At 43.9% G+C, this 25,468-nt stretch carries 21 protein-coding genes; 3 read left to right on the top strand and 18 right to left on the bottom strand.

Features of this window, described 5'->3' with window-relative positions; genetic code table 11:
- Positions 1 to 57: 57 nt before the first annotated feature.
- Both MHI01_RS00540 and MHI01_RS00535 read right to left on the bottom strand, forming a co-directional pair.
- Entirely contained in the window at positions 58 to 516 is a 459-nt protein-coding gene (locus MHI01_RS00540; protein ID WP_340982259.1) for an SMI1/KNR4 family protein, read from the bottom strand.
- Positions 517 to 572: 56 nt separating this feature from the next.
- Positions 573 to 1,094, bottom strand: coding sequence for a GNAT family N-acetyltransferase (locus MHI01_RS00535; protein ID WP_339283084.1), 522 nt, complete (start codon positions 1,092 to 1,094; stop codon positions 573 to 575).
- Between the two features lie 221 nt (positions 1,095 to 1,315).
- Here MHI01_RS00535 and MHI01_RS00530 point away from each other — a divergent pair, with 221 nt between their 5' ends.
- Positions 1,316 to 2,473, top strand: coding sequence for a S8 family peptidase (locus MHI01_RS00530; protein ID WP_340982258.1), 1,158 nt, complete (start codon positions 1,316 to 1,318; stop codon positions 2,471 to 2,473).
- 123 nt (positions 2,474 to 2,596) lie between these two features.
- Here MHI01_RS00530 and MHI01_RS00525 read toward each other — a convergent pair whose 3' ends face one another.
- From MHI01_RS00525 to MHI01_RS00475, 11 genes are all read right to left on the bottom strand, one after another.
- Complete coding sequence (locus MHI01_RS00525; RefSeq protein WP_127547577.1) at positions 2,597 to 2,995, bottom strand: RidA family protein; 399 nt, start codon at positions 2,993 to 2,995, stop codon at positions 2,597 to 2,599.
- A gap of 314 nt (positions 2,996 to 3,309) precedes the next feature.
- On the bottom strand, positions 3,310 to 4,752 hold the full coding sequence (locus MHI01_RS00520; protein WP_339283089.1) for a 6-phospho-beta-glucosidase: 1,443 nt from the start codon (positions 4,750 to 4,752) through the stop codon (positions 3,310 to 3,312).
- Between the two features lie 34 nt (positions 4,753 to 4,786).
- Positions 4,787 to 6,700 carry a beta-glucoside-specific PTS transporter subunit IIABC gene (locus tag MHI01_RS00515; protein WP_340982257.1) on the bottom strand — a complete coding sequence of 638 codons (1,914 nt, stop codon included), beginning with the start codon at positions 6,698 to 6,700 and terminating at the stop codon, positions 4,787 to 4,789.
- A 445-nt stretch (positions 6,701 to 7,145) separates the two neighbouring features.
- The gene (locus tag MHI01_RS00510; protein ID WP_340982256.1) at positions 7,146 to 9,083 is read right to left on the bottom strand and encodes a beta-glucoside-specific PTS transporter subunit IIABC; all 1,938 of its coding nucleotides are present in this window, start codon (positions 9,081 to 9,083) and stop codon (positions 7,146 to 7,148) included.
- 167 nt (positions 9,084 to 9,250) lie between these two features.
- Entirely contained in the window at positions 9,251 to 10,090 is an 840-nt protein-coding gene (gene licT, locus MHI01_RS00505) for a BglG family transcription antiterminator LicT (protein ID WP_036613486.1), read from the bottom strand.
- A gap of 224 nt (positions 10,091 to 10,314) precedes the next feature.
- Positions 10,315 to 10,620 (bottom strand): hypothetical protein, encoded by a 306-nt coding sequence (locus MHI01_RS00500; protein WP_282321015.1) that lies wholly within the window; start codon positions 10,618 to 10,620, stop codon positions 10,315 to 10,317.
- A gap of 57 nt (positions 10,621 to 10,677) precedes the next feature.
- Positions 10,678 to 11,238: an AAA family ATPase gene (locus MHI01_RS00495; RefSeq protein ID WP_339283093.1), complete on the bottom strand. Its 561-nt coding sequence runs from the start codon at positions 11,236 to 11,238 to the stop codon at positions 10,678 to 10,680.
- A gap of 165 nt (positions 11,239 to 11,403) precedes the next feature.
- Entirely contained in the window at positions 11,404 to 12,561 is a 1,158-nt protein-coding gene (locus MHI01_RS00490; protein ID WP_340982255.1) for an acyltransferase, read from the bottom strand.
- Between the two features lie 71 nt (positions 12,562 to 12,632).
- On the bottom strand, positions 12,633 to 13,172 hold the full coding sequence (locus tag MHI01_RS00485; protein ID WP_076250098.1) for a GNAT family N-acetyltransferase: 540 nt from the start codon (positions 13,170 to 13,172) through the stop codon (positions 12,633 to 12,635).
- Entirely contained in the window at positions 13,147 to 13,620 is a 474-nt protein-coding gene (locus MHI01_RS00480) for a putative immunity protein (RefSeq protein ID WP_340982254.1), read from the bottom strand. Before MHI01_RS00480 ends, MHI01_RS00485 begins: the two co-directional genes overlap by 26 nt.
- Before the next feature lie 114 nt (positions 13,621 to 13,734).
- Entirely contained in the window at positions 13,735 to 16,464 is a 2,730-nt protein-coding gene (locus tag MHI01_RS00475) for a family 78 glycoside hydrolase catalytic domain (protein ID WP_445744884.1), read from the bottom strand.
- Between the two features lie 134 nt (positions 16,465 to 16,598).
- Here MHI01_RS00475 and MHI01_RS00470 point away from each other — a divergent pair, with 134 nt between their 5' ends.
- Entirely contained in the window at positions 16,599 to 17,468 is an 870-nt protein-coding gene (locus MHI01_RS00470) for an AraC family transcriptional regulator (protein ID WP_051449882.1), read from the top strand.
- A gap of 24 nt (positions 17,469 to 17,492) precedes the next feature.
- Here MHI01_RS00470 and MHI01_RS00465 read toward each other — a convergent pair whose 3' ends face one another.
- The 4 genes from MHI01_RS00465 to licT (MHI01_RS00450) all read right to left on the bottom strand — a co-directional run bounded on the left by MHI01_RS00465 (position 17,493) and on the right by licT (MHI01_RS00450) (position 22,647).
- Positions 17,493 to 18,059, bottom strand: a complete 567-nt coding sequence (locus MHI01_RS00465) for a 5' nucleotidase, NT5C type (RefSeq protein WP_036613472.1) — start codon at positions 18,057 to 18,059, stop codon at positions 17,493 to 17,495.
- Positions 18,060 to 18,227: 168 nt separating this feature from the next.
- Positions 18,228 to 19,691 (bottom strand): glycoside hydrolase family 1 protein, encoded by a 1,464-nt coding sequence (locus MHI01_RS00460; RefSeq protein WP_340982252.1) that lies wholly within the window; start codon positions 19,689 to 19,691, stop codon positions 18,228 to 18,230.
- A 49-nt stretch (positions 19,692 to 19,740) separates the two neighbouring features.
- Positions 19,741 to 21,660, bottom strand: coding sequence for a beta-glucoside-specific PTS transporter subunit IIABC (locus MHI01_RS00455; RefSeq protein WP_339186843.1), 1,920 nt, complete (start codon positions 21,658 to 21,660; stop codon positions 19,741 to 19,743).
- A gap of 132 nt (positions 21,661 to 21,792) precedes the next feature.
- Positions 21,793 to 22,647: a BglG family transcription antiterminator LicT gene (licT, locus tag MHI01_RS00450; RefSeq protein WP_307535137.1), complete on the bottom strand. Its 855-nt coding sequence runs from the start codon at positions 22,645 to 22,647 to the stop codon at positions 21,793 to 21,795.
- 272 nt (positions 22,648 to 22,919) lie between these two features.
- On the opposite strand from licT (MHI01_RS00450), the gene MHI01_RS00445 reads away from it, so the two are divergent.
- Positions 22,920 to 23,942: a hypothetical protein gene (locus MHI01_RS00445; RefSeq protein ID WP_340982251.1), complete on the top strand. Its 1,023-nt coding sequence runs from the start codon at positions 22,920 to 22,922 to the stop codon at positions 23,940 to 23,942.
- A 228-nt stretch (positions 23,943 to 24,170) separates the two neighbouring features.
- On the opposite strand, the gene MHI01_RS00440 is transcribed toward MHI01_RS00445, so the two are convergent.
- Positions 24,171 to 25,271: a metallophosphoesterase gene (locus tag MHI01_RS00440; protein WP_340982250.1), complete on the bottom strand. Its 1,101-nt coding sequence runs from the start codon at positions 25,269 to 25,271 to the stop codon at positions 24,171 to 24,173.
- Positions 25,272 to 25,468: the final 197 nt, after the last annotated feature.

Below are 25,468 nucleotides of genomic sequence, written 5' to 3'. Positions count from 1 at the left end.
TGTATATTGTCTATGTCTAACCGAGCGAGTGCCGACAGGCATTTTCCTTTTACAAAATTACCTATTCCGTGGTGTTCGCTGATCGATCAACTTCTCCAAAAATTCGGCAAAAGAATCCGCGTATACTTCAGGTTCCCCATTAAAGTAATCCAAACGCATCACTTTATACTCTCCAAGGTGATCTGCCGTCCGCGTATCAAAATAGTAATATTCATCTTCGTCCGGTACAAACAGTTCCAGCTTCCCTTCCTTCTTCGCGTCTTCGTCGGCAAGTCGGTATCTATACAAAATATCAGTGTCCGCATACTCTCGGTGTTCTGGAGGCGATATGGTCAGAATTCCGGTTCCACTTAACATCGCTATACCATAATTCAGAAGCCACCAGCGATAGGACGGAGGTAACGGAAAGCCCAACTCCTGTTCAATTTCGGTAATCCAGCTCTCTTGAACTTGATGATTCGGGGACCAGCGTATAACCTCGGTATGCTCCAGTTTCTCAATCAGACTTGAATACATGGATAGATCCCCCCATTACCATCATAATGTCATTTTCCTTCAATAAATTCCAATGGTTACTTACATGCCAACTTGTCCATATGTACGGTTTGCCAGTCATCATCCTGCTCAGCAATAACCGTAAACCCTTGGCGTTTCCAAAAATCTACGGCTCCTGGCAAGAAGCGATGTGTATGCAAATACAGCGTCGTATAGTGCATATCCTTTACCACGCTCTCCAGTTCGTTCATCAACATCGAACCAATGCCAAACCTACGATACGCGGGATCTACATAACACTTTACTATTTCGGCAGCCGATCGAGCTGCATATCGACCTTCCACAGCTTCGATACGTCCATCATATGGTAATATCCCAATAGAACCGACGATGCCCGCATCCTCCATCATTGCAACAAGAAAGATCGAATCATCGGAGTCCAGATAATGTTCTCTGAACTGCTCGAAGTCTACAGGCAATTTCGTATGATCCATCATCGGAAACACTTCTCTGCGTACACGCATGGCAAAATCAATGGCATCATGAATCTGGTGTGACTGAACTGGTGTGACTGTCGGTATACTCTGAAGTTGTGTCAATAAAACCACATTCCTTATCCTCTGTATTTAGGAGTTACCTCTCGGCCCTGCCTTAAATCTTGTTCATGCCAAAGCGGCTCTCTTCATATCATCTTACCGAATTTATCCCTTCCTATCAATCTATCTACACTACTATCCAAATTGCAAGAGTGCCCGCGCAGTCTGATAGAGTTCGCATACGATAAGGCGTGTCGCAAATCATATTGGAGGGATAAACGCTCATGTGGTTATGGTTAGGTGTTTTTGCTTTCATTGTGCTAGTAATCGGGTTCGTGTATCGTTATCTGAACCAACTTGCCCAGAGGAAGTTTCACCCTCACGCTCCCAAGCAACTCTTCGTCAAATTCAAGGAAGGTACAACCGAGGATGAGATGCACACCCTTCACAAAAAAGGGAGATGTAAGGTCGCTGAGACCTATGAAGATTTAGGATGGTACCGTGTGGAATCCCGCAAAAAAATGCACCGGATGCTGAAACATTACAAAGATCATGAGCTTATTGAACATGCAGAGCCGAATTACCTCGTTGAGGCATCCTTCACTCCCAATGACCCTTTCTTTCCTTATCAGTATAACTTGTCCAAAATCAATGCACCCGCTGCATGGGATATTACTCAGAGTAACAGCTCTGTCAAAATCGCCATTATCGATACCGGTGTACAGCTGAATCATCCAGAATTGGCCTCCAAGCTCCTCCCCGGTTATGATTATGTTGATTATGATAACATTGCTGAGGACGGGAACGGCCACGGCACCCATGTAGCCGGGATCGCTGCCTCCGTTACCAACAATGGTGTGGGCATCGCAGGCGCTGCTCCACTCGCATCCATCGTTCCGCTCCGGGTACTGGATAACAACGGGCAAGGAACGATAGGTAATGTAGGTAACGGGCTTGTCTTTGCTGCCAACAACGGTGTACAGGTTGTTAACCTGAGCCTTGGTGGGCCGATGGGAAATGCTTTCCTACAAGCTGCCGTACAGTATGCTTGGGATCGAGGAGCTGTGATTATTGCTGCAGCCGGTAACGACAACACTTCATTCCCAATCGTACCCGCCTCGTATCCCAACGTGATTGCTGTCGCTTCAACCAATCCCTCCGATCTCAAATCCAATTTCTCCAACTATGGTTCCTGGGTGGATATGGCCGCACCGGGTGATACCATACTATCCACATACCTGGGAGGTTCCTATGCCTACCTTAGCGGTACGTCCATGGCTGCCCCTCATGTGGCAGGAGTAGCTGCACTTCTCGCTGCACAAGGGAAAACAAATGCTCAGATTCGTGATGGGCTGTGTTTCGCTTCTGATCCGCTATCAGGCTCCGGGATCTACTGGACATATGGTCGACTGAATGCTTATCAGAGCTTGCAGGTGCCATAATACACCCACCTACTATCGCTCATGATTGCACAAAGGATTATCCTTTGTATTTTTCACAAATAAAAAAACGAAGGGGCATCTGTAAGTAAGATGCTCCTTCGTTTGGTTAAAAAGTATTCGATGTTACACTTTTGCTGCCCAAAGCTCTATTTCAATTTTAATCTCTGGGAGACCTAACGCCGTAATATATCCAATCGTCATTGCAGGGTAATCCGTACTAAATAATTGTCCCCACTCGGCATATAAGAAATCCCAATCGATTTCCTCGGTTGCCCATACGTTCACTTTGATAATATGTTCAGCATCTAAGCGCTCAGATTCGAGCACTGTTTTAATATTATTAAATGTATTAGTGACTTGCTCATTCAGACTCTCTGGAAAGAGTCCATTATGATCTGCTCCAATTTGACCCGAAGTCACAAATAACTCTGCATTTCTCGGGATTCTTGTAATATGCGTGTACTGACCTACAGGAGCTGGCATATTTTCTGGATTTGTTCTAGTAATTTTGTCAATATTCATCTGGATTACCTCATCATTCTTAAGATTTTTCTGCGTTAATTCCTAGTTTTCTTCCGATTTTGGGCAGACTTCACCCTTGGAATAGATTCTAGAAAAAGACAGCAGTGGAGTATCCATATCCCGAAGATATAAACGCAAGTGATTTTTTCTTCATGAGTGGATGCTCCTCCCTTCTTAAGTGACAAGATTCTCTTCATTTCTTTATTATATCTGAAAGCCACATCATGGGTCAAATTCATCCCCTCATAAACAAAGAGCAATCCCATAATAACGAGACTGCTCTTTGTTTATTCTATAGCGTCGGACATCTTGTATCAGAAATATTGTGCGCCATTACTCGCAATGACATCTTTGTACCAGTGAAAACTCTTCTTTTTCACTCTGCGAAGTGTGCCCGTACCATCATTATTTCGGTCTACATAGATATAGCCATAACGTTTCTTCATCTCTCCGGTACCCGCACTGACCAGGTCAATCGGTCCCCAGCTTGTGTAACCTATGAGCTCTACACCGTCTTGAATCGCTTCAGCCATCTCGGCAAAATGACTATTCAAATATTCGATGCGATAGTCATCTTCTACGGAGTCATTGTCTAACAACACATCGGTTGCTCCAAGTCCATTTTCTACGATAAACAAAGGTTTGCCATAGCGGTCATGCAGTTGATTAAGCGTAATTCGAAGCCCCTTAGGATCAATGGTCCACCCCCACTCGGAAGCTTGCAGATAAGGGTTCTTCACCGAACCAAATACATTGCCTTCTGTCGAATCTTTCAAAATCTCAGGGTCTGTACTGGTGCACCGGCTTGCATAATAGCTAAAACCGATATAGTCGACTGTGTTCTGCATCAAGATATCTGCATCTTCCGGTTGCATGTCAATCCAAATGTCATTTTCTCTGAAAAATCTTTTCGTATAACCCGGATATGCTCCCTTCGATTGTACGTCGATGAAGAAGAACGATTCACGATCTTTCTCCATGGCTTTCCATACATCATCCGGATTAGAGCTGTATGGATACACCATTCCAGCAGCTAACATACATCCAATCTGTGCATCCGGAATGATCTCATGACAAGCCTTAACAGCAAGTGCACTCGCTACCAATTCATGATGTGCTGCCTGATACAGAACCTGATCTTTGTTTTCACCATCCTGAAGGACAATTCCCGCTCCAATATACGGAAGATGCAGCAACATGTTGATCTCGTTAAACGTCATCCAGTATTTCACTTTATTCTTATATCGATTGAATAGCGTCGTCGCATATTTCTCAAAGAAACCGATCATCTTGCGGTTCTTCCACCCGCCGTAAGTTTCGACCAGATGTACAGGTACATCGAAATGGCAGATCGTCACGACAGGTTCAATGTTGTATTTTAATAACTCATCAAAGACATCATCATAAAATTGCAAGCCTGCTTCGTTTGGCTCCGCTTCATCGCCATTAGGGAAAATCCGTGCCCAGGCTATGGAAAGCCTGAGGCACTTAAATCCCATTTCTGCAAATAACGCAATATCTTCCTTATATCGATGATAGAAGTCAATGGCTTCATGTGAAGGATAGAATTCCCCTGTTTTTGGTTCATATGAATCCAGGTTACCCAGAGCAATATTCCATCGATTAGCACCAATCGGAATCAGATCTACCGTTGTTAAACCTTTGCCACCTTCCAGATAAGCACCTTCCAATTGATTCGCTGCGGTTGCTCCTCCCCAGAGAAAATTCTCCGGGAAGGCTGTAAACTTTTCATTCATTGAGGAGTTCCTCCTTAACTATCCTTAGTTTGAATTAGCTTAATACCGTGATCAATTTATCTTTCTCATGAACGGATGCATCTTTTGTTCCTACAACGTCCAGATAATTTGAAGTATTAGTGACAATGATCGGTGTAACCGTCTCATATCCTGCATCCTTAATCGCTTGCAGATCAAACTCAACAATCAGGTCACCTGCGTTAACACGGTCTCCATCTTTCACATGGGTTGTAAAATGTTGACCTTTCAGCTTGACCGTATCCTGTCCAATATGGATCAGCATCTCTACACCATCATCGCTTACAAGACCAATGGCGTGTTTGGTACGATATACGGTTTGAACGACACCTGTGATTGGAGATACCACTCTACCACTGGTTGGACGAATTGCAATCCCTTTACCCATGTGCTCTCCTGCAAACGTTACGTCATTAATTTCGTTCAGTGCAACAACTTCACCAGCCATTGGGCTGACGATTTCGTATCTGCTGTTCGGATTTGGATCAAGTACTGGTGCAGGTTTAGCTACTTTTTCCACCGGATCTTTGAATCCAACCACATACGTCAATACGAAACCAAGAACGAATGCAATCAATGAAGCAACTATAGCCATGTAGAACGCGAAGTCTAATCCTGTTTCTTTATTAATAAAAGTTGGATAACCGAATACGCCAAGTCCGCCAATCATGTATATCTTCGAACCTGCATAACCGAGAATACCGCCTCCGATCCCCCCAGCAATACAACTCATAATAAATGGTTTTTTCAATGGAAGCGTAACACCATAAATCGCAGGCTCTGTTACTCCAAATATACCGGAGATAAATGCTGGTACACTGAGTGTTTTTATTTTCGTATTTTTTGTTTTGAGTAATACGGCAAGTACAGCACCAATTTGAGCAAAAGAAGCAGCAAATGACATTGCGATAACCGGATCAGCGCCTGACGTACTAAGATTCAATAATGCAACTGGAACCAGTCCCCAGTGAAGTCCGAATAATACAAACACTTGCCATAGTCCACCGATAATCAATCCTGTAACAATAGGACTTAATTCATAAATATTAGTAGCTCCCGCGCCAATCAATTGTCCTGCCCATGTGGAGATTGGACCAATGACCAAAAAAGTCGCTGGAACAATTACAAGCAAGGTGAAAAAGGGAACAAGGAATGTGCTTACCACTTTCGGAATAACGTTCTTGAAGAATCTTTCTAGTTTTACAGCAACAAATGTCGCTATAATGATTGGGATAACCGATGAAGCGTAGTCCATCAAGATAACCGGCATACCCAGGAACGTAATGTGGATAGGTGATTCAAACAATGTACCTGTAAACAAGGTGTACAGTGGATCTCCTGCCTTAAGACCGCCCAATGTCGGATAAACAAGAGATGCACCTATCGCCATACCCAGGAACGGTGAACCGCCAAACTTCTTGATCGCAGTGTAACCCAGGAAGATCGGGAAGAAGTAGAACAGACAGTCCCCCGTTGCTTTCAATAATTGATACGTTCCGGAATCCTGAGTTATCCAGCCAAAGGCTACAAACATCTCGTTAAAACCTTTGATCATACCTGTGGCAGCCAGCAAACCGAGTAGTGGTGTGAACACACCCGAGATCATGTCGATAAATCGGCTGAACAACCCTACTTTTTTGCCTGAGTTGTCCGTTTCCTCTTCCACTTGTCCTTCACTTGGGAAATTCCCTACTTTAACGACTGCTTTATATACATCTGGCACTTCGTTGCCGATAACAACTTGATATTGTCCACCACTTTGCATGACGGTAATAACACCTGGCAGATTTTTAAGTTCTTCCGTTTTGGCTACGCTTTCATCTTTTAGTTTAAACCGCAGTCTTGTTACGCAATGGAATACACTGTTTACGTTCTCGCGACCACCTACACGTGACAGAATGTCCTTAGCTAATTGATCGTAGTTGCTCATTGTAATTCTCCCTCTCTAAGTAGACTCCCCATGACTTTTGAAACAAATAAAACCTGAACCACTGAACATACACAACATACCGGATCGTCCGGAAATCAGTCGTGTTATTCAGCAATTCAGGTTTTGCCCTTAACGGTTGCAACCCTGTAAGGCTGTACACATTGGTATTTAGTTATTTAGATAACGAAAGTAAGTTACATTCCATACCCTCTGAACTGAGGGTGGTCGGCATTGCCTGATTGAACAGTTACAACCCGATTAATGTATGCGCTTACTTCTTGAACTCATCATAGTACATCTGAACTACGTTTGCAACACTTATTTTTATTAATTTCACAAATACATTGGAGTGACCGAAAATAAAAAAAAGAGACCACTTCGAAAACATCAAAGTGGTCTCTATAGAGCTAATGTTCAGATTAATAAAATTCGCACTAAAGCAGAATTAACCTATAACCGTAACCAATTTATCCTTTTCTTGCACTTCACGACTTGTTGTTGCAACCACGTCCAAATAATCAGCCGTATTCGTTACAATAATCGGTGTTACGGTCTCATAACCCGCCTCAATAATGGCCTGCAGATCAAATTCAACGATCAGATCGCCAACACTCACACGATCCCCATCTTTCACATGTGCAGTGAAATGTTGACCTTTGAGCTGTACTGTATCCTGACCGATATGGATCAGAATCTCTACACCTTGATCATCTACAAGTCCAATTGCATGTTTGGTACGATAAATCGTCTGTACCACACCATTAATCGGGGATACAACTCTCCCACTGGTTGGGCGAATAGCAATCCCTTTACCCATATGTTCACCAGCAAATGTAGCATCATTAATTTCTTGCAAAGGAACCACCTCACCCGTCATCGGGCTGGCAATTTCGTAGCGATTGTTTGGATTAGGCTCAAGTGCAGCCTTCTCTTCTTTTACTGGCTCTGGAGCCTGTTTGGCAGTCTCTGGATTAGCAGGATCTTTGAATCCTACAAAATAAACGAGAACAAAGCCTAGTACAAAAGCAATGATAGTGGCAATCATGGCCATCCAGAATTCATAGTTGATTCCCTCTGTGGGACTAATCAGCGCTGGAACACCAAAGATTCCTGAAGCAAATACAAACATTTTGGAGCCAGCGAAGCCAATAATACCACCAGCGGTTGCAGAAGCAATACAACTCATAATAAATGGTTTTTTCAATGGCAAAGTAAGACCATAAATAGCAGGCTCAGTTACACCAAAAATCCCGGACACAAAGGCAGGAACACCCAGTGATTTGAGTTTGGTATTTTTCGTTTTAAGCATAACGCCAAGAACGGCACCAATCTGAGCAAAGGAAGCAGCAAACATCATTGCCAGAATCGGATCTGCTTTCAGTGTGGACAGATTGAGCAACATAATTGGTACGATACCCCAGTGTAACCCGAAGATCACCAATACTTGCCACAATCCACCAACAACAATACCGGTTACCAACGGACTCAAGTCATAGATGCCCGATACCCCGGCACCAATCAGCTGACTTGCCCATGTCGCAATTGGACCAATCAAGAGGAATGTTACAGGGACAACAATCAGAATCGTAAAGAATGGCGTGAGGAACGTTCTCACAACAGAAGGAATGATCTTTTTGAAGAACGCTTCTACCTTTGCTCCAAAATAAGCAGCAATAATAATCGGAATGACGGATGAGGAATAACTCATCAAGATAACGGGAATACCCAGGAACGTGATATGAATCGGTGATTCAAACAATGTGCCTGCAAACAGCGTATAGAGCGGTTCCCCACCACTAAGACCGGATAAGGTCGGATATACAAGTGAGGCTCCGATGGCCATCCCGAGGAATGGAGATCCACCGAATTTTTTCATAGCTGTGTAACCCAGGAAGATTGGGAAGAAGTAGAACAGACAGTCACCTGCAGCATTCAACAATTGATATGTTCCTGAAGACGGGTCCAACCATTCGAGAGAAGTAAACATGGACAGGAAACCTTTGATCATCCCTGTTGCAGCTAGCAATCCGAGAATTGGTGTAAAGACACCTGAGATCAAGTCGATAAACCGACCCAAGAGACTCTCTTTTTTACCGGAAGATTCTGAATCATCACTTGAGACCGGTTCATCCGCATTCATATTACCCACCTGTAACAAGGCTTTATAAACATCAGACACTTCGTTACCCACAACTACCTGGTATTGCCCCCCGCTTTGCATTACCGTTATGATTCCAGGCAGATTTTTGAGTTCGTCTGTTTTGGCATTATTGTCATTTTTTAATTTGAAACGAAGTCTGGTCGCACAGTGCACCACGCTGTTAATGTTCTGTTTTCCACCAACGCCAGACAGAATGTCTTTGGCTAATTGCTCGTGTTTCATGAAGTCTTTTCTTCCTTTCTGGCTAGACACGGATTCAAAGCATATTGGAGAGAATAAAAAAACCTGAACATCTGAATGTATGGAACACCCGGTTAACGGTATGTTCAGTCATTCAAGCGTTCAGGTTTTGCCCTAGTGGTTGCAACCCTGCAAGCTGATCTATGGGATTATTCAGAAGTTGCATTCACAACTCTCTCAATATGAATCGTTAAGTACATCAATTCTTCGTCAGTTAGTTGATACGTGTAGTTGCTTTCAATGAATTTCTTGATTTTCTCCGAGCACTTGTGCGCTGCTGGATACTTTTTCTGAATCATCAGGAACAATTCATCATCGTTGTTGCTCTTGTAATGTTTTCCCTTCACCAAACGTTGGGCGAAAAACTTCAAATGTGTCACAAAGCGATAAAATGTCAGTGAGTTCTCATCAAAATCAATCTTGAAATGATACTTGATGATTGTCAAGATTTCCTGCATGACCTGGGTCATACTCTTGATGTTGGGCATTTCCTCGTTCAAAGCTGCATTGACAAAGTGAAGTGCCATAAAACCGGCTTCGTCCTCAGGCAAGATCACACCAAATTGATCACAGATCATATTGAGCGCTTCCATTCCGACTTCATATTCCTCTTTGTATAACTGCTTTGTCTCCCAGATTAACCCGTTGCGTATGGGCAGATTCTTGCGATACCGCTCAATGGCAAAGTGAATATGGTCTGTGAGATGTAAGTAAATGCTCTCATTTAATTTCTTGCCAAGTTTTAATTTGGCGTAAGCGATGATTTCCTCGGATACTTTCATGTATTCCAGAGGAATGCTTGAGATTAATGCCTTGAAGTTTTCCTGAATATCTTCATTCTGTAAAGTAAATATCTTGTCGATATGCTGCTCGGAAACCATATCACCCGCCCGCTTCTGATAAGCAATCCCCCGGCCAATGATAATAACTTCCTGCTCGTCATTCATTGCAACTACAGCATTATTGTTCAGCACCTTCTCGATTTTCACTTTATCACTCCAATATACAGAAAAAGACAAACCAATCCCTTTTCTCAAGGTATACGGCTTTGCCTGATTCAACAGTTACAACCCGATATGTTGTACGCGCTTCCCTCATAATATTACAAATTTCTACACAGTGCAACAAAAAGTTAATATCGAATTAGCATGACTCCTGATCTAGGTAAATATACTCACAGGAGTGAGCAAATCAAGAATTATTTTACAGGGATTCACGGTTTATTGTTTTTGTTGTCTTTCTCCAGCTCTGCTTCAATTTTCCGATTAATCATATCCATTTCTTCTGAATCCAAACGATCGACATCTTTAAATTGCTTATCCATCTCGTACTCTTTCGCCTCACCTTTGTTCATTAGCCCCAGATGATTCTTGATGTCTCGGATATCTTCACGCATATGCATCGTCTGACGGTAATGATCTATCACAAGTGCGAAAACAATGCCCCCAGCCAAAATAGGACCGAATGGGATCAGATAACATAAAACAAGTCCTATGAGCAAAAATATAACAAAGTACATGATGTAGTGCCCCTCTCATATAAAGTATCTACTTTGCTAAGTTAGACGTTTCTCAGATTACAAATTAAAGCGTTCCTGGATTAACTGTGCCACTTCATCCGGACTCTTGTGTGTGTTATCAATCCTTATGTAGTGCTCATGCTTGATTTCTCCCGGTTCCGAATTCAATCGATAATGCTTCATCGTATCTAGCAAATCTCGCTCAGACCACGCAATGTCACGCTTTGTTGGTTTATGTAACAGACGATGCGGACTTTTATTGCGCTCTAGTCTTTCCGATGCATCGGCCTCCAGTTCCACATAACAGACCTGACCTCCATTAGATGTAAACAACTCACTGATCTTACGGATGTATTCACCATCTGACTCCGCGTCCAAAGCCCACACAAATGTAAAAATCAGACCCGGCAAATCACTCTTTGCCACTTCTTCAAAAATCTCCTGCCGGAACAGACTCACCAGTCTTTTGCCTTGTGGTGTACCATAGCTGAAATAAGGAGACACCAATTCAATGGTCATATGGTTATGAAACAATTTAAGCTTTGTTATCTTCTCCAGTTCTTGCCCAACCGTCATTTTGCCCACAGCCTGCGGACCAAAAATAATCACCAATTTCATTTGATCACTCCTGACAAAGTAGTGTTCATTCCATTAATTCAATTTTATGGACATTAAACTCTATAATACCTTCATTAGGGCAAATAAAAAAGAGGTTTCAAGTGATTCCCTCAAGGCGTGAGGGCTTGAAATCTCTTATCTTAAATTACATATGTTTATTTATACTTACCGTCCGATCAGTACCCATCCCCACTTCATCCGGCGCAAACCCATTGCGCAGATCCATGAGATCAGGAGCGCCACAATATAAGATAGTATGATGCCTACGCTGAAGTGCCGAGCCAGTTCATCTGTGAATTCACGCCTCCAGAAGAGCAATACGAGTGGATGCATTAAAAATACACCGAACGCAACTGTACCCAAGGAGTCCAGAATACGCGTAGCTTTACGAACCTCGGTATGTTTTCCTGTGCCGATTCGTTCACTAAAGATCAGTAGGAGCAGGCAGGCTGACAAGGTAAACAGATTACGGAACAGGAACAGCACAGTATAGGTTATAACCGGGTATGCAGCAAAAGCGGTTTTGATATAAGCATTACCATATATAAAAATGGCACCTCCACCTATCAACGCAGCTATGAGCACATAACGGTGAGTATACAGTTTGTTCAATGCCCACTCAAAGTTCAACCCAACCCATGCGCCAAATCCAATCACGATCAGATAACTGGGTAACAAACTTCCTGTCCGTTCGAAGTGAAACTGCAAATGTAGTGCATAGAAGATCGCTTGGCCCGCAATAAAGAATAATGGCAAATAACGATTAAACAAACGATGGCGTGTAAGGGACAGAAGCCATGGAAAAACAATATAGAATTGAAGAATAATCAGAAAAAAGTACAAGTGCGTATGAGCAGTTCCCATCACTAATTGTTTAGCAAATTGAACACTATGGGTCAAAGGTTCTTTGCCCGCAAGCAACTGTTTAATGGCAAAATAGATAAGGGACCACACCACATAGGGTACAAATACATTAAATAAACGCTTCTTATAAAAAGCGAGCATCCAACCCTTCTCATTCACCTTGGAGCTGTAGTTGTAGAACAAGACCAGGGAGGACAGGAACAGAAACGCTGGAACGGCAAATTGCAAAAACGTGTTCCAGAAATAATACACATCATGATCTAATGTATGCTTGGGGTAATGCGCAACTGCTGTTGAAGTTGCATGAATAGCTACCACTGCCATGATGGCAAAAGCACGATAGAGATCCAGATACTCAATTCGCCGGGGCCGATTAACCGGTTGATTCATAAAGATAACCTCACTTGTGCCTGATATGGGATGATAGTTTCCGGCCGCAATCCAGATTCTATGCTTCATTTTAATCAGCACACGAGGGTAATACAATCATAATCCATATTATTTTCGTTTTATTTCATCATTATTCTGCATTATTCGACATTCTCTATCCAGAATCGTTCAACAACGTTGCCATTGGACTCCACATAGTCTTCATCCCGAATGCCACCATTTCGAAGGATAACCCTTCTGGAAGGCTCATTAACCGCATCACATACGATCAATACTTTGGTGATTCCAAGCTCTCTCGTTTTCTCCAAAGAAAGCCTGAGAATTTCGGAACCATAGCCATTGTGCCGCTCTCCTGGACGAATACCATATCCAATATGTCCTCCACTGTTGAACAATTTATCGTTAAGCTCATGCCTTATATTCACAGCACCCACGATTTGTTGACTCTCCGTGACCAGCCAATATGTACTGTCTTTGACCCAGCCCTCCGGGATGTCGATCCCTTGTTCATTGCGTTGCAAAAATGCCAACATCTCATCGAACGCATAAGGATCTTTGGAAATGACCCAAGGTACCATCAATTCTCCACTTCTGACCCAGTCTTCATAAAATGCCAAATACGCTTCCTTATATGCTCGTGATGGTTTAATTAATCTAACGTGTTCTTTCCCCATGATCATTACACCCTCCCAACAGATATTGATATTGCCACGTTCTCTCTTCCAAGACACGACGTTCTTGTTCTTCCATCAGAGAGTCATAAAAGATAGCTTTCACTGCATAGGTTGCGGCATGTACCGCATGGCCTTTGACATGGGCCGTTGCAGCTGCGTGTCCCGCCGCACGAGAGGCAGCAGAGGCAGCGACATGATCGGCTTCCCGTGCAGCAGCATGAGCTGCAAAAGCCGCCTTTCGTGCATCAACCATGGCAATCTCTCCACGGATCCAACCTCTTCCTGCATCAATGGCATCACGTGCGCGGAGATCCTCCGTCTTCTTCTCAAATATATACAAGACACGTGCCGCACACTCCGCAGCCCAACAGGCCAATGTGTGGTGATCCTGTTGCTTAGCAAAATCCTCTATTTCACTACGTAAAGGTGCATCTTTGAATGCAGGTTTTGCCATGGTCATGCTCCTTTCATTGTTCAAATACTACAAATTTACTCTCAACAAGTTCGAAAAAGGACCTGCGTGTGTGCAGATCCTCTTCAAGTGTACATCTTACCACTTATTCTATCATTATACGGACTCTGTCAATGTAGCCTCCTGAACATCCCGATCCTTTTTCGCATCCGTGTCTTTGTACGTAAATTGGTAACTTCCAGATCCAAGTGTGACTTCAACATCGTCTCCAATGTTTTGAATATCCTGAACTCCACTTATCTGATCCAACTGATCCAACGGTTTCCCTTGTTCCAGAACGATCTGTGCACCTGCTCCAGGAAGACGTACCGTCCCCCTCGTGTTGGTGGGAATATGCACCCGAATCTCCATTTCACCCTCCGCCAGCCGGTGCCAACTTGAAGCAACTTGACCATACATCGTCTCCAGACTCGCTTCCACCCAATCCAGTCCAGGTCCGGGTTGCGGCTCGATATGCACCATTCGGAATCCTGGCTGATGTTCATCGGACCGAATGCCGGCAACGTAACGATACAACCATTCTCCAATCGCTCCGTACGCATAGTGGTTAAATGAGTTCATATCAGCACTCCAGAGACTGCCATCCTCTTTGATCCCATCCCAATGTTCCCAGACGGTCGTTGCGCCTTGAGTCACCTGATATAGCCAGGACGGATAATCCTCTTGAAAAAGTAATGTATATGCCAGGTCGTGAAGACCTGCATCACTCAATACCGGATTTAGATAAGGTGTGCCTACGAAACCTGTAGTAAGATGATTGCCCGCCTCTTTCACGAGTTTCGCCAATTGATCAACAGCACGAGTTCGGGCAGTCACGTCCAGCAGGTCAAATTGAAGCGCAAGAACATGTGCTGTTTGCGTAGGAACAGCAATTTTCCCGGCTGGAGTCACGAATTCATTTCGAAACGCATGAACAATGTTTGTGTGCAACTCCTTGAAATATTCAGCATCATCTGTCTTTCCAAGGACCTCAGCCGCTTTTTGAGTTAACGAAACCGAATAGGCATAGAAGGCAGATGCCACATAATCTGTATCCGTTGCGCCAACATAACTATCAGGCTTGGAGTCCAGTCCCAGCCAATCGCCAAAGTGGAATCCCGTGTTCCACAGGTACGGATTGTCACCCTGCACCTGAATGTATTCAACCCACCGCTTCATACTCTCATATTGTTCGGCCAGTAATCTGGCATCTCCATACATCTCATAGATGGTCCAAGGACAGATGACTGCTGCATCCCCCCAAGCGGCGGAGGAATGACTGGTGTCTCCCCACCCTTCTGAGGTGGAACTTCTCAGATCCGGAACAAAGAATGGAATACCGCCATCTTCTCCCTGATCGGCTTGCAGATCCCGCAGCCATTTGGTAAAGAAGGAAGCCGTATTCGTCAGGTAGGAGGACGTTCGGACAAACATCTGTGCATCCCCGGTCCATCCGAGCCGTTCATCCCTCTGTGGACAGTCTGTCGGCACATCAAGGAAATTTCCTTTTTGCCCCCACAATATATTGTGATGCAGTTGGTTTACGAGCGGACTGGAGCATGAGAACTGACCTGTTTGCTCCATATTCGAGTGCAGCACTATTCCGGTGAATTCATCCAGACGAACGTGTTCCGGAAAGCCAACCAGCTTCACATAGCGGAACCCTTGGAACGTAAAATGTGGTTCAAATGATTCCACGCCATCCCCCTTGCACGTGTAGCGAATACACTGCTTGGCGGCGCGAAGATTATCGGTGTAAAAGTTGCCTTCATGATCCAATATCTCAGCATGGTGCAGCTCAACCGTCTGACCCGCCTCACCTTGAATGCTGAATCTCACCCATCCCACCATATTCTGCCCCATGTCTACTACACGATCTCCCTGTGGGGTTGTTAACAAAGCGATTGGCTGTAGCTGCTCGACTTGGGTAACGGGTACGTTCTCCTGAGCAACGATGATATCTTTCGGATGCTCCAGTACGTTCACGGGTGACCAATTCGTCTGAGATGAATCCGACCAATCGGACTCCATTCGTGCATCATACGTCTCCCCCATATAGATGTCCGACATACGAATGGCACTTGGAGCAGCCATCCAATCCCCGTTGGATAAAATACATTCCTCTGATCCATCTGCGTATTTCATATGCAGTTCCAGCAGCAATGCGGACGTTGAACCAAATATCTCCCGTTCTTTGTTCCAGCCAAGATATCCTCGGTACCAGCCATCTCCCAGATTAGCACCTAAAGTATTCTGTCCATCCTGAAGCAGGTGGGTAACATCATAGGTTTGATATTGTAATCGCTTACGATAAGAGGTCCAGCCAGGTGTAAAATAATCTTCTCCTACTCTTGTGTTGTTCATATGCAACTCGTATAATCCAAGTGCTGTTACATATATGCGGGCAGAAGTAATAGGTTGTTTCACATTAAACTGCTTGCGCATACGCGGGCATGACGTATCTCCATCATCTGATGGTTTAGCTGTGATCCATTCTGCTTGCCACTTGTTATGACTATCCATAAGTCCCATCTCGAAATAAGCCGATTCGGACCAGCCCGAATCACTTCCTGCATCATCCCATGCCTGAATCCGGTAATAGTATCGCGTTTGCCGGGAAGGCTGAAAATGGTTTAATTCCACATGTATGGATTGATCCGTGTTTATCTTGCCAGAATCCCATGCAATCTCATCAAAATCTTCTGACAGGGATAGCTGGATCTGGTATGCGGATTGCATGCAATTTCGACGATCAGACTGTAACTGCCAGCTTAATCTCGGTGATTTGACATCAAGGCCTATCGGATTAATTCTATACTCACAGCGAAGGTGACTAACGTTGAACATTAGCAGATCGTCCTTTCCATCTTGGCTTCCCATTCGGGGTTACGATATAATTATATCGATCCTGTTGTCCTAAATACCCGGTAATCAGGACTATTTCATCCGGTGATTCAGCCATCTGTGCGAGGAGGTTGCTTGTGAATTCATCTGTACAACTCATGAAAAGTGAATACTTTCTGCATAATCATTTGCAACTTTTTGTCAATCGTTGCTCTGAAGATTTTGTGCTTCCTTTTCACGCACATGATTTTATTGAATATAGCTACGTTGCCGAAGGAAAGGGCTTTCATCATATCGGTGAAGATGTCATTCCGGTGACAAAGGGGATGCTGTTTGTCATTCCTGTCGGCGTTCCTCATGTCTTTCGTCCTGTCAGCACCAACGTAACCGAGCATCCGTTAATTATATATAATTGCTTATTTAATGCTGAATTGATCCACACGCTGACAGCAATCATTCAGGAAAAAGAAATCATTCAACATCTGATGGATCTGGAACAAAATCAGGTTCCTTATATATCCGTTGTGGATCACAACGATCGGATTGAAGAACTAATGGTGAAGCTATATCGTGAATCCTCTGTTCAGGGGATCGGTTCGTCTACCATGTTATACACCTTGGTAAGCCAGTTGGTATTGATGACCTACAGACAACTTTATCAAAAGGATTATGATGAAGAGCATCACTCCACCGGTTTTGATTACATCCTTCACTATATCAAGGAACACGTAAGCAATCGTATTCGAATGTCTGATCTGGTACATGTATCGGGCTGGAGTGAAAAGCAAATTGGGCGAATGTTTCTGAGACATACCGGACAGACCTTTAGCGGCCACCTTCAACACCTCCGTATACAAAAAAGCTGCGAACTTCTAAAGAGTTCACAGCACAAAGTCAGCCTGATTGCAGAGCTGGTTGGATATCGGGATATGGATTCATTCTATGCTGCATTCAAAAAAATAACAGGCGAAACACCTCTCGCCTATCGCAAAAAATCCAGAGCATAGCACTCTGGACAATAAGATTTACTTTCAGACACCAACAACTTGTAACACTTCATCTATGTATGCCTTGGCCTCTTTCCATGAAGACATCAACGGAAAGTTGTATCGCTCACGCTCCTGTATATTCCACGGATGTGGAATACAGATGACCTTTTTGCCGTCTTCATGCGCGGGGATCAGGTTATGTGCTCCATCATCAATGAGCAGATCGAAACCGAGCAAGTTTTTTCTTTTGCATGTAATAAACTGTTCTGCGGTTATAAAAGGCATATGTTGCTGAAGCCAGTTCCACTTCTCAACGACTGTTCTTGGTTCTGCTGCCGTCACAACAATAACATCATAAGCATCGTTCAGCTTTCGCATCTCATCTACAACATATTCGTCGTATAACTCCAATTCCTCGAACAGACCCGGCCGACCATAAAATACATCATGCGTGCTCTCTGGATGACGCAAATGGGATGTATCCCAATGAATCATATCCTCGTAGCGCAACGGATGGGTCGGGAAGTTGAGGTTGTTGTGATATATAGCCCGCTTGACCAGATGACATATCGTGTCATCCATATCTACAGCAATAATAGGCTTCTTCATGGTTATCCCTCCCCCAATACGAACACAGTATACCATCCAGAATGTTATGTAGTCATCTTTTTTACCTTGAAATGCCAATAGCGTTGATGAGAATTCTACCTGATTATATTAAAAAGGCGCCCCGGCGCCGTAATACCAGCTACGCCCGGGGTGCCTTTATAGATTAATCTATTCCAAGTTCTCGCCATTTGAGGCAATGACTTTTTGGTACCAGCCAAAACTCTTTTTCTTATACCGATTCAATGTGCCTTGTCCGTTGTCATCCTGATCCACGTAGATCACGCCATAACGCTTGGACATTTCCGAAGTGGATGCACTGATGATATCAATCGCTCCCCAGTTGGTATATCCCATCAGGTCCACTCCGTCCATAACGGCTTCTTTCATTTGTGTGATATGTTTTCTCAGATAATCAATCCGGTAATCATCGTTGATGGAACCGTCTGCTTCAATCGTATCTTTCGCGCCAAGGCCATTCTCCACTACAAACAGTGGCAATTGATAACGGTCATACAGCTCTTTCAGTGCAACGCGCAGACCGATCGGATCAAGCTGCCAGCCCCACTCTGTACGCTCCAGATTCGGGTTCTTGATCGTACTGTACAGGTTACCTCCAGTTACTCCATATTCCTCCGGGTTCACTGCGGACACCAAGGATGTGTAATAACTGAACGAGATAAAGTCAACCGTGTGCTCACGCAGGATCTGCTCATCTCCTGGTTCCATGGCAATGGTAATCCCGTTCTCTGACCAGTACCGAGCCATAAACGTTGGATAACTACCACGAACTTGTACATCTGTATGCAGCAGGTTCAGCTGATTATCGATCTGAGCTTGCAGCACATCCTCTGGCTTCGATGTCGCCGGGTAGTGAATCATACGCGCAAGCATACATCCGATCTGGAAGTTCGGGTTAATCTGACGTGCTTTCTCTGTCACCAGGCTGCTGGCTACAAATTGATGATGAAGTGCCTGATAAGAAGCCTGCATCGTGTTCTCAACCCGGTCTTCAATAATACCGCCGCCTGTGAACGGTTCAATAATGGTTGTATTAATCTCATTAAACGTCAACCAGTATTTGACCTTGTCCTTGTATCGGTTCATCACGGTTTCCGCATATCTTACAAAATGTCCAATCACTTCGCGGCCAGCCCAGCCGTTATATTTCAGGACAAGTGCCATAGGCATCTCATAATGCGAGAGGGTTACAAGTGGTTCGATATCGTATTTCCGGAGTTCATCGAACACTTCGTCATAGAAGCGCAGTCCCTCTTCATTGGGCTCGGCATCATAACCATTTGGGAAAATACGCGGCCAGTTAATGGACAGACGGAATGTCTTGAAGCCCAGCTCGGCGAACAGCGCAATATCTTCTTTGAAACGGTGATAAAAATCAATCCCGTAGCGCTTCGGATAACCTTCTGCACTATGATGTGCCATTGCTTTCTCAACCGTTGCACTGGTAACATGCATCAGTTCTCTAAGGTTGGTGTAGTCCTTTTTCTCAAAATAAGGAACCATGTCGGCTGTCGACCATCCTTTGCCACCAGCATCGAATCCACCTTCAGCCTGGTTAGCGGCAATAGCGCCGCCCCATAGAAAACCTTCCGGGAACCCTTGTCGATTAATCATTCGAATCTCTCCTTCTTTTGTTGATATTGTTAGTCCTAAGACGGACAGTTTAAATCTCAGCTTTCAAGACGTCTTCACCCATCGTGATTTCGCCCAATTTCACAGGTAGAACCTGCTTGTAATCAGCCGTATTGGTAACAACCATAGCGGTTGTGATGTCGTATTCTTTTGCAATCTCGGCCAGTTCAAACGTGAGTAATTTGTCTCCAGCCTGTACACGTGCTCCTGTAGCAACATGTGCATCAAAATACTGTCCACGCAGCTTCACCGTGTTAATTCCAACATGAATCAGCAATTCCATTCCGTTATCACTGCGGACAACGATCGCATGTTTTGTTTTGAACACATTCATGATGGTACCTGTCACTGGAGATACCAATTCGCCCACCGTTGGAACAAATGCCACACCTTTACCCATCAATTCATCACCAAATGTTGGATCGTTGACTTCTTTGAGCGGGATGGATTTACCTGTCATGGGTGCAACAGCTACTGCATCACTCGTTGGTGTTGGATCACCCATGTCGTCTACATTTACGGTTGCAGCGTCATTGGAAGTTACTTTCGCTGGAGCTGTAGAAGCACCCGGTGAGAATTGAGCTAACGCCTCTGCGTCTCCCTCTTCTTCCTTGATACCAAATATCGTAGACATGATTGCACCCACGATAAAGGCCAAAATCATACCCCCAAAGGAATACCAGAAGGTCTGTCCGATCAGGGAAGGAAGTCCTGGGAGACCACCGTTACCCGCAAGTACATACGCTTTCGCGCCAAAAGCAAGGGCGAATCCGCCACCCACTGCACTACCAATCATGGCTGCAGCAAATGGTTTTTTGTATTTCATATTTACGCCGTACATAGCCGGCTCCGTTACACCCATGAGTGCGGTGAAGCTCGTTGACAATGCCACGGTTTTGAGTTTTTTATCTTTTGCCCGGAAGAATACGCCGAGTGTTGCACCAGCCTGACCCATATTGGAGATAAAGGTCAATGGCAAGAATTTATCGAAGCCCAGTGTAGCGATATTACTCAGGATGATCGGCACAAGTGCATAGTGCATTCCTGTCATAATAATGAGCGCCATCGCGCCGCCAAGAACAATACCTGCAATCAATCCGCCTTCATTCAGCAGCCAGTTGATGCCGCCAGACAATCCGCTACCTACAAATGTACCCAATGGACCGATCGCAATCAGCGTTACTGGAACCATAACAAGTAAGGTAATCAGCGGCACAAGCAGCAGCTTGAGTGCAGCAGGGATAACGCGGTCAACCCATTTCTCAACATAGGACATCAACCATACTGCAAGAAGAATCGGGATAACCGATGAAGCATAACTTACAGCTGTAACCGGGATTCCCAAAAATCCAACCGATTCACCGCTAGATAACAATGCTGTCATGTCTGGATACATCAGTGCCGTACCTAGTGCAATCGCAACAAACGGGTTACTGCCGAATTTACGAGCAGCGCTAACTGCAATCAGTAAAGGCAGGTAGTGGAATACGCCGTCACCGATGGCTGAAAGAATACGATACGTGTCCGTTCCGGCAGACATCCAACCTACGGACACAAATAGTGCAAGTAATCCTTTGAGCATACCTGCCGCAGTAATCGCTGGAAGCATCGGAGCAAAGACACCTGCGATTGTTTCAAAAATTTTCAGCACGACATTTTGTTTTTTATCCGACTTTGGCTCTTTGTTTTCTGTAGTTTGCTGGATTGCCGGATTTTCCTTCACCATGGCATCGAATACTTTTGCCACATCATTACCGATAATGACCTGGAATTGATCTCCGGAAATATTTGTTCCCATGACCTTATCCAGTTTCTTGAGTGAGCCGTTATCAACTTTCTCGTTGTCTTTCAGATCAAAGCGCAAACGTGTGACGCAGTGATAAACGGAGTTAATATTGTTTGTTCCCCCAACGGCTTTAATGATTTCCTGTGCCGTTTCCTGATGTTTCATGATGTTTTCCTCCTCATTTTTCCAATAAAAAATACCCGAACGAATCTAGCGCATATGGATGGCGCCATCTCATTCGGGTATTGCCTGATTGAACAGTAACAAGCCCATAGGATATCCAGTTGTGATTTGATTCTATTGCGTGAACTTTTCGTCCCGCTTGGTTTTCATCAAACGTTCCAGATGGAGCGTTAGATATAACTGCTCAGAGTGAGTCATGTCATACTGATAGTTCTTATGGATAAAAGTCTCGATCTTGCCAATACATTTAAATGTCTCCGGATAGTTTTTCCGAACCACTTCATATAAATACTCCTCAGCATCATCATGTGAAGAATGGGTAATGACACGCTGACAGAAATATTTCAAATGGGTGATGAAGCGGAAATAATTGACGCTATCTTCATCCAATTCGACGTTGAAGTGATATTTGATGATATTCATGATCTCCTGCAACAGCTGCATCAGATGGGTGACATCGTTCATGGAATCATTCACTTCCGCATTGATGAAATGCAAGGCAATATTACAGATTTCATCTTTGGGAAACTCAATATCCAGTCTTTCCTTCAGCAAGGTCAGTGCTTCTCTGGCCACATCATACTCCGCCTTATAGAAGTGCTGAACTTCCCAAGAAAGTGGATTACGAGTAATCATTCCTTTTTCCAAGCGTTGAACAGCAAAGTGAATGTGATCAGACAGCGAGACATAGATCCCGTCACTGATGGTTTTGTTCAATTGCGTTCGTGCCAGTGTCACAATATCATCTGTTGCCTGCAGAATCTCAATCGGCACTTCAGCTACGATGGATTTGAATTTCTCATAAATCGATGCATCCTGAAGACGAAATACCTTCTCAATCCGCTCTTCATCAATCTCATCGCCTGCTTTGAACTTAAATCCGATTCCCCGGCCGAGGATCAGTAGTTCCTGATTTTTGTCATCCACGGTACTGACAATATTGTTATTAAATATCTGTTTAATAATCATTATGGACCCACCTGGTTTTTTTTGAGGAATAAAAAAGGGCAAAACCAAAACAGAAATAATAAAATCATTTCCATAGTGGTTTTGCCCGCATTACCGGTAACAAGCCTCGGATATAATTTATCATAACCTGAAAACGGTGTCAACCCAAAAATAATACCGCTCTATTCCACTTTTTTAGATCATATGAAACATTTACCTTTTATGTTATGTTGAAATGCGATATACCCTTTGATATCTAATAATATGACCCAAACTAATCAGGAGGATTCACTTTGAAAAAAATCACTTCATTTACCGCCGTCATTGCTGCCATCTCGCTATTGTTATCAGCGCCGCCCACCTTGGCCGCAAAATCCAATGAACTCTCGTTAATAGAGAATTACATGTCCGCTGACCAGCTGGATCGGAAGACACAACAACTTTTGAGTGATGAACTAGTTAAACTCGTGGGGAAACAGAACATTCAATTCATCAAAATAGACACATCATTTGATCCGTGGGTCATTAACGGAACTATAGATGGAACTGGATTCGCAGATTTCACACAAAGATACGACCTTGATACAAATCATGTCGCGTCCACCCTTATCATGTATGATACCGCTGATCTCAATAAAGTCATGGATAATGCGCTGCGCCTGAAGCTTGATGCCTTCTTAAAAACATTTGAGGATGAAGATATCTTCATTAAAAGTGGTTTTTGGCGTTTCAAAGCTAATGATCAGGAACATGGACATTTACTCCAAAACTACTGGGTCATCTTTGGACCAAGTCAACAACTTTACATCGATGTGGACAAAGGTAATCAAATGTCGGCAATCCTGCAATATAAAATCGATGATTCCTATGCCTGGATGACAAACATAGCACGAAATTCACTCAAAACACTTGGAATACCCTCAGTAAAAGCTTTTGATTACACCTTATTTACCGTAGAAGGAAAAGATATGTTATGGAAGTATAGGGATAACGACAATCTAAATTACGTACATATCGGTAGCAAGACCGGAAAGGTATGGAAAGTCACCAACGAATTAGGTATCAACTGGAAAAATGATGCTGATTTCAAAAAGTCTTTTGCCAAGCCCAAGCTCAGCAAAAACAAAGCACTATCCATCGCTGTACCTACAGTCAGATCTATATTTGGTATTGAGCTAAAAGGTTATTCCGTTCGTATCCAAGAGAACGAGTACACCTTCACGAAAAAAGGAGCCACAACGCTTATCGGTAAAATCAATACAAAAGGCGCATTTTATTCGTTTGAAGCCATTCCTTCAAAAGGGGTAAGAAACTAACTTACATAATAAAAAAACAGGCGGCTTGAAGCTCCGATTTCCGGGCATCGAGCCGTCTTATGTTAATATAAACTCCTTAATCAATCAGCATTCATCTAAATTTGCATAAGAAATACTCCGCGTTATGACGACAGTCGATTTGAGCTTGTCATCATACAGCGGAGCCAGTATCATCAATCTATGCTTGACGTGCTTATAAGGAGCCCTTCTCTCGAAGGCCTTTCATCATTACTGGAAGGTCACATTAATCTGTACAATCTCCGAACGACTACTAGTACGAATTGGAGGTCCCCAGAATCCAAATCCTGAGGTTACGATGGAGTGCATAGAGCCCTTTTGCAGATAACCCCAATCGTTCTCATAAATGGCCTGTGTGATGAACTGAGCCGGTGCAATCTGACCACGATGAGTGTGACCAGATACGACCAGATCTACATTATTCTGCTCCGCAATATCCAGATCATACGGCTGATGATCCATCATAAGTACCGGTTGGGTCAAATCAGTGCCTTGCATTAAAGTAGCTACTTCTGCCCGATCCTTCTCTGTTCGGTCTTTCCGACCAATGAGGGTGATCTTGTCATTCAGCACGATCTTGTCATCGTACAGAACTTGCATGTTGCTCTTCTCCAGCGCAGCAATCAGATCTTCAATCGGACCATCGAACTTATCGTGATTTCCGAGTGAAGCATAGACGCCGTATGGGGCCTGAATATCACTGATAATATCGGCGATTCCGCTATTGAGGTACATATCCAGATTGTCATCAATAATATCTCCAGGATACAGCACCAGATCCGGCTTCAGTGCATTAATTTCCTCCACCATGCGTTTGGCATGTGCAGGGCCAGATAGAAGTCCGAAGTGCATATCGGCAGCCATGACAATGTTGAGCTTGTCTACACCTTCTACTTTTTTATCAATCTGGATATTATACGTTCTCACTACAGGGCTGTAAGCGTTGAAAATTCCGTAACCCAATGTGGACACTAACAGCACCAGCGTAACAACTCCCGCCCATTTCTGTGTGTGATGTCTTGGAATACGGGTTAATCTCAGCAACCACATTGTGAGGTGGACGACGGGCAGGATCAACAATAACAACGAGAAGATTGCCAGCCAGTAAGAACCGATGATACCGAGGAACGAAATGCTTCCAAATACCCGTGCCAAAATGAAGGAAACGGCAAGGAATACAAGCGCTATAATATAAAACCATCGAAATCTGGCGGACACAACTGGTTTCATCCAACTCCAACCGCTCCAGCCTATGTAGAACACTAATAAACCGTATACGACCAAAAACAATATACCTGCTAATACAAACATGCCCGGTCTAACCTCCACGTCAATAAGTTGTATTCTGAATTTTCATTAAGGACACAGGTCCGTCTGAACAAGTATAACGTAGTTGAAGGGTCAGATCATCTGTTTGCCAAACTCAGATTCGTACATTTTATTACAATTTGATGATATTCAAATTCGAACCATTAACGAGAAAAAGCATTCCCGCTACCGCCCTGAAT

Source organism: Paenibacillus sp. FSL M7-0656 (assembly GCF_038003225.1).
GTDB lineage: Bacteria > Bacillota > Bacilli > Paenibacillales > Paenibacillaceae > Paenibacillus > Paenibacillus amylolyticus.
The sequence above is the reverse complement of the archived record's forward strand: the minus strand, read 5'-3'. Positions and strand labels throughout refer to the sequence as shown.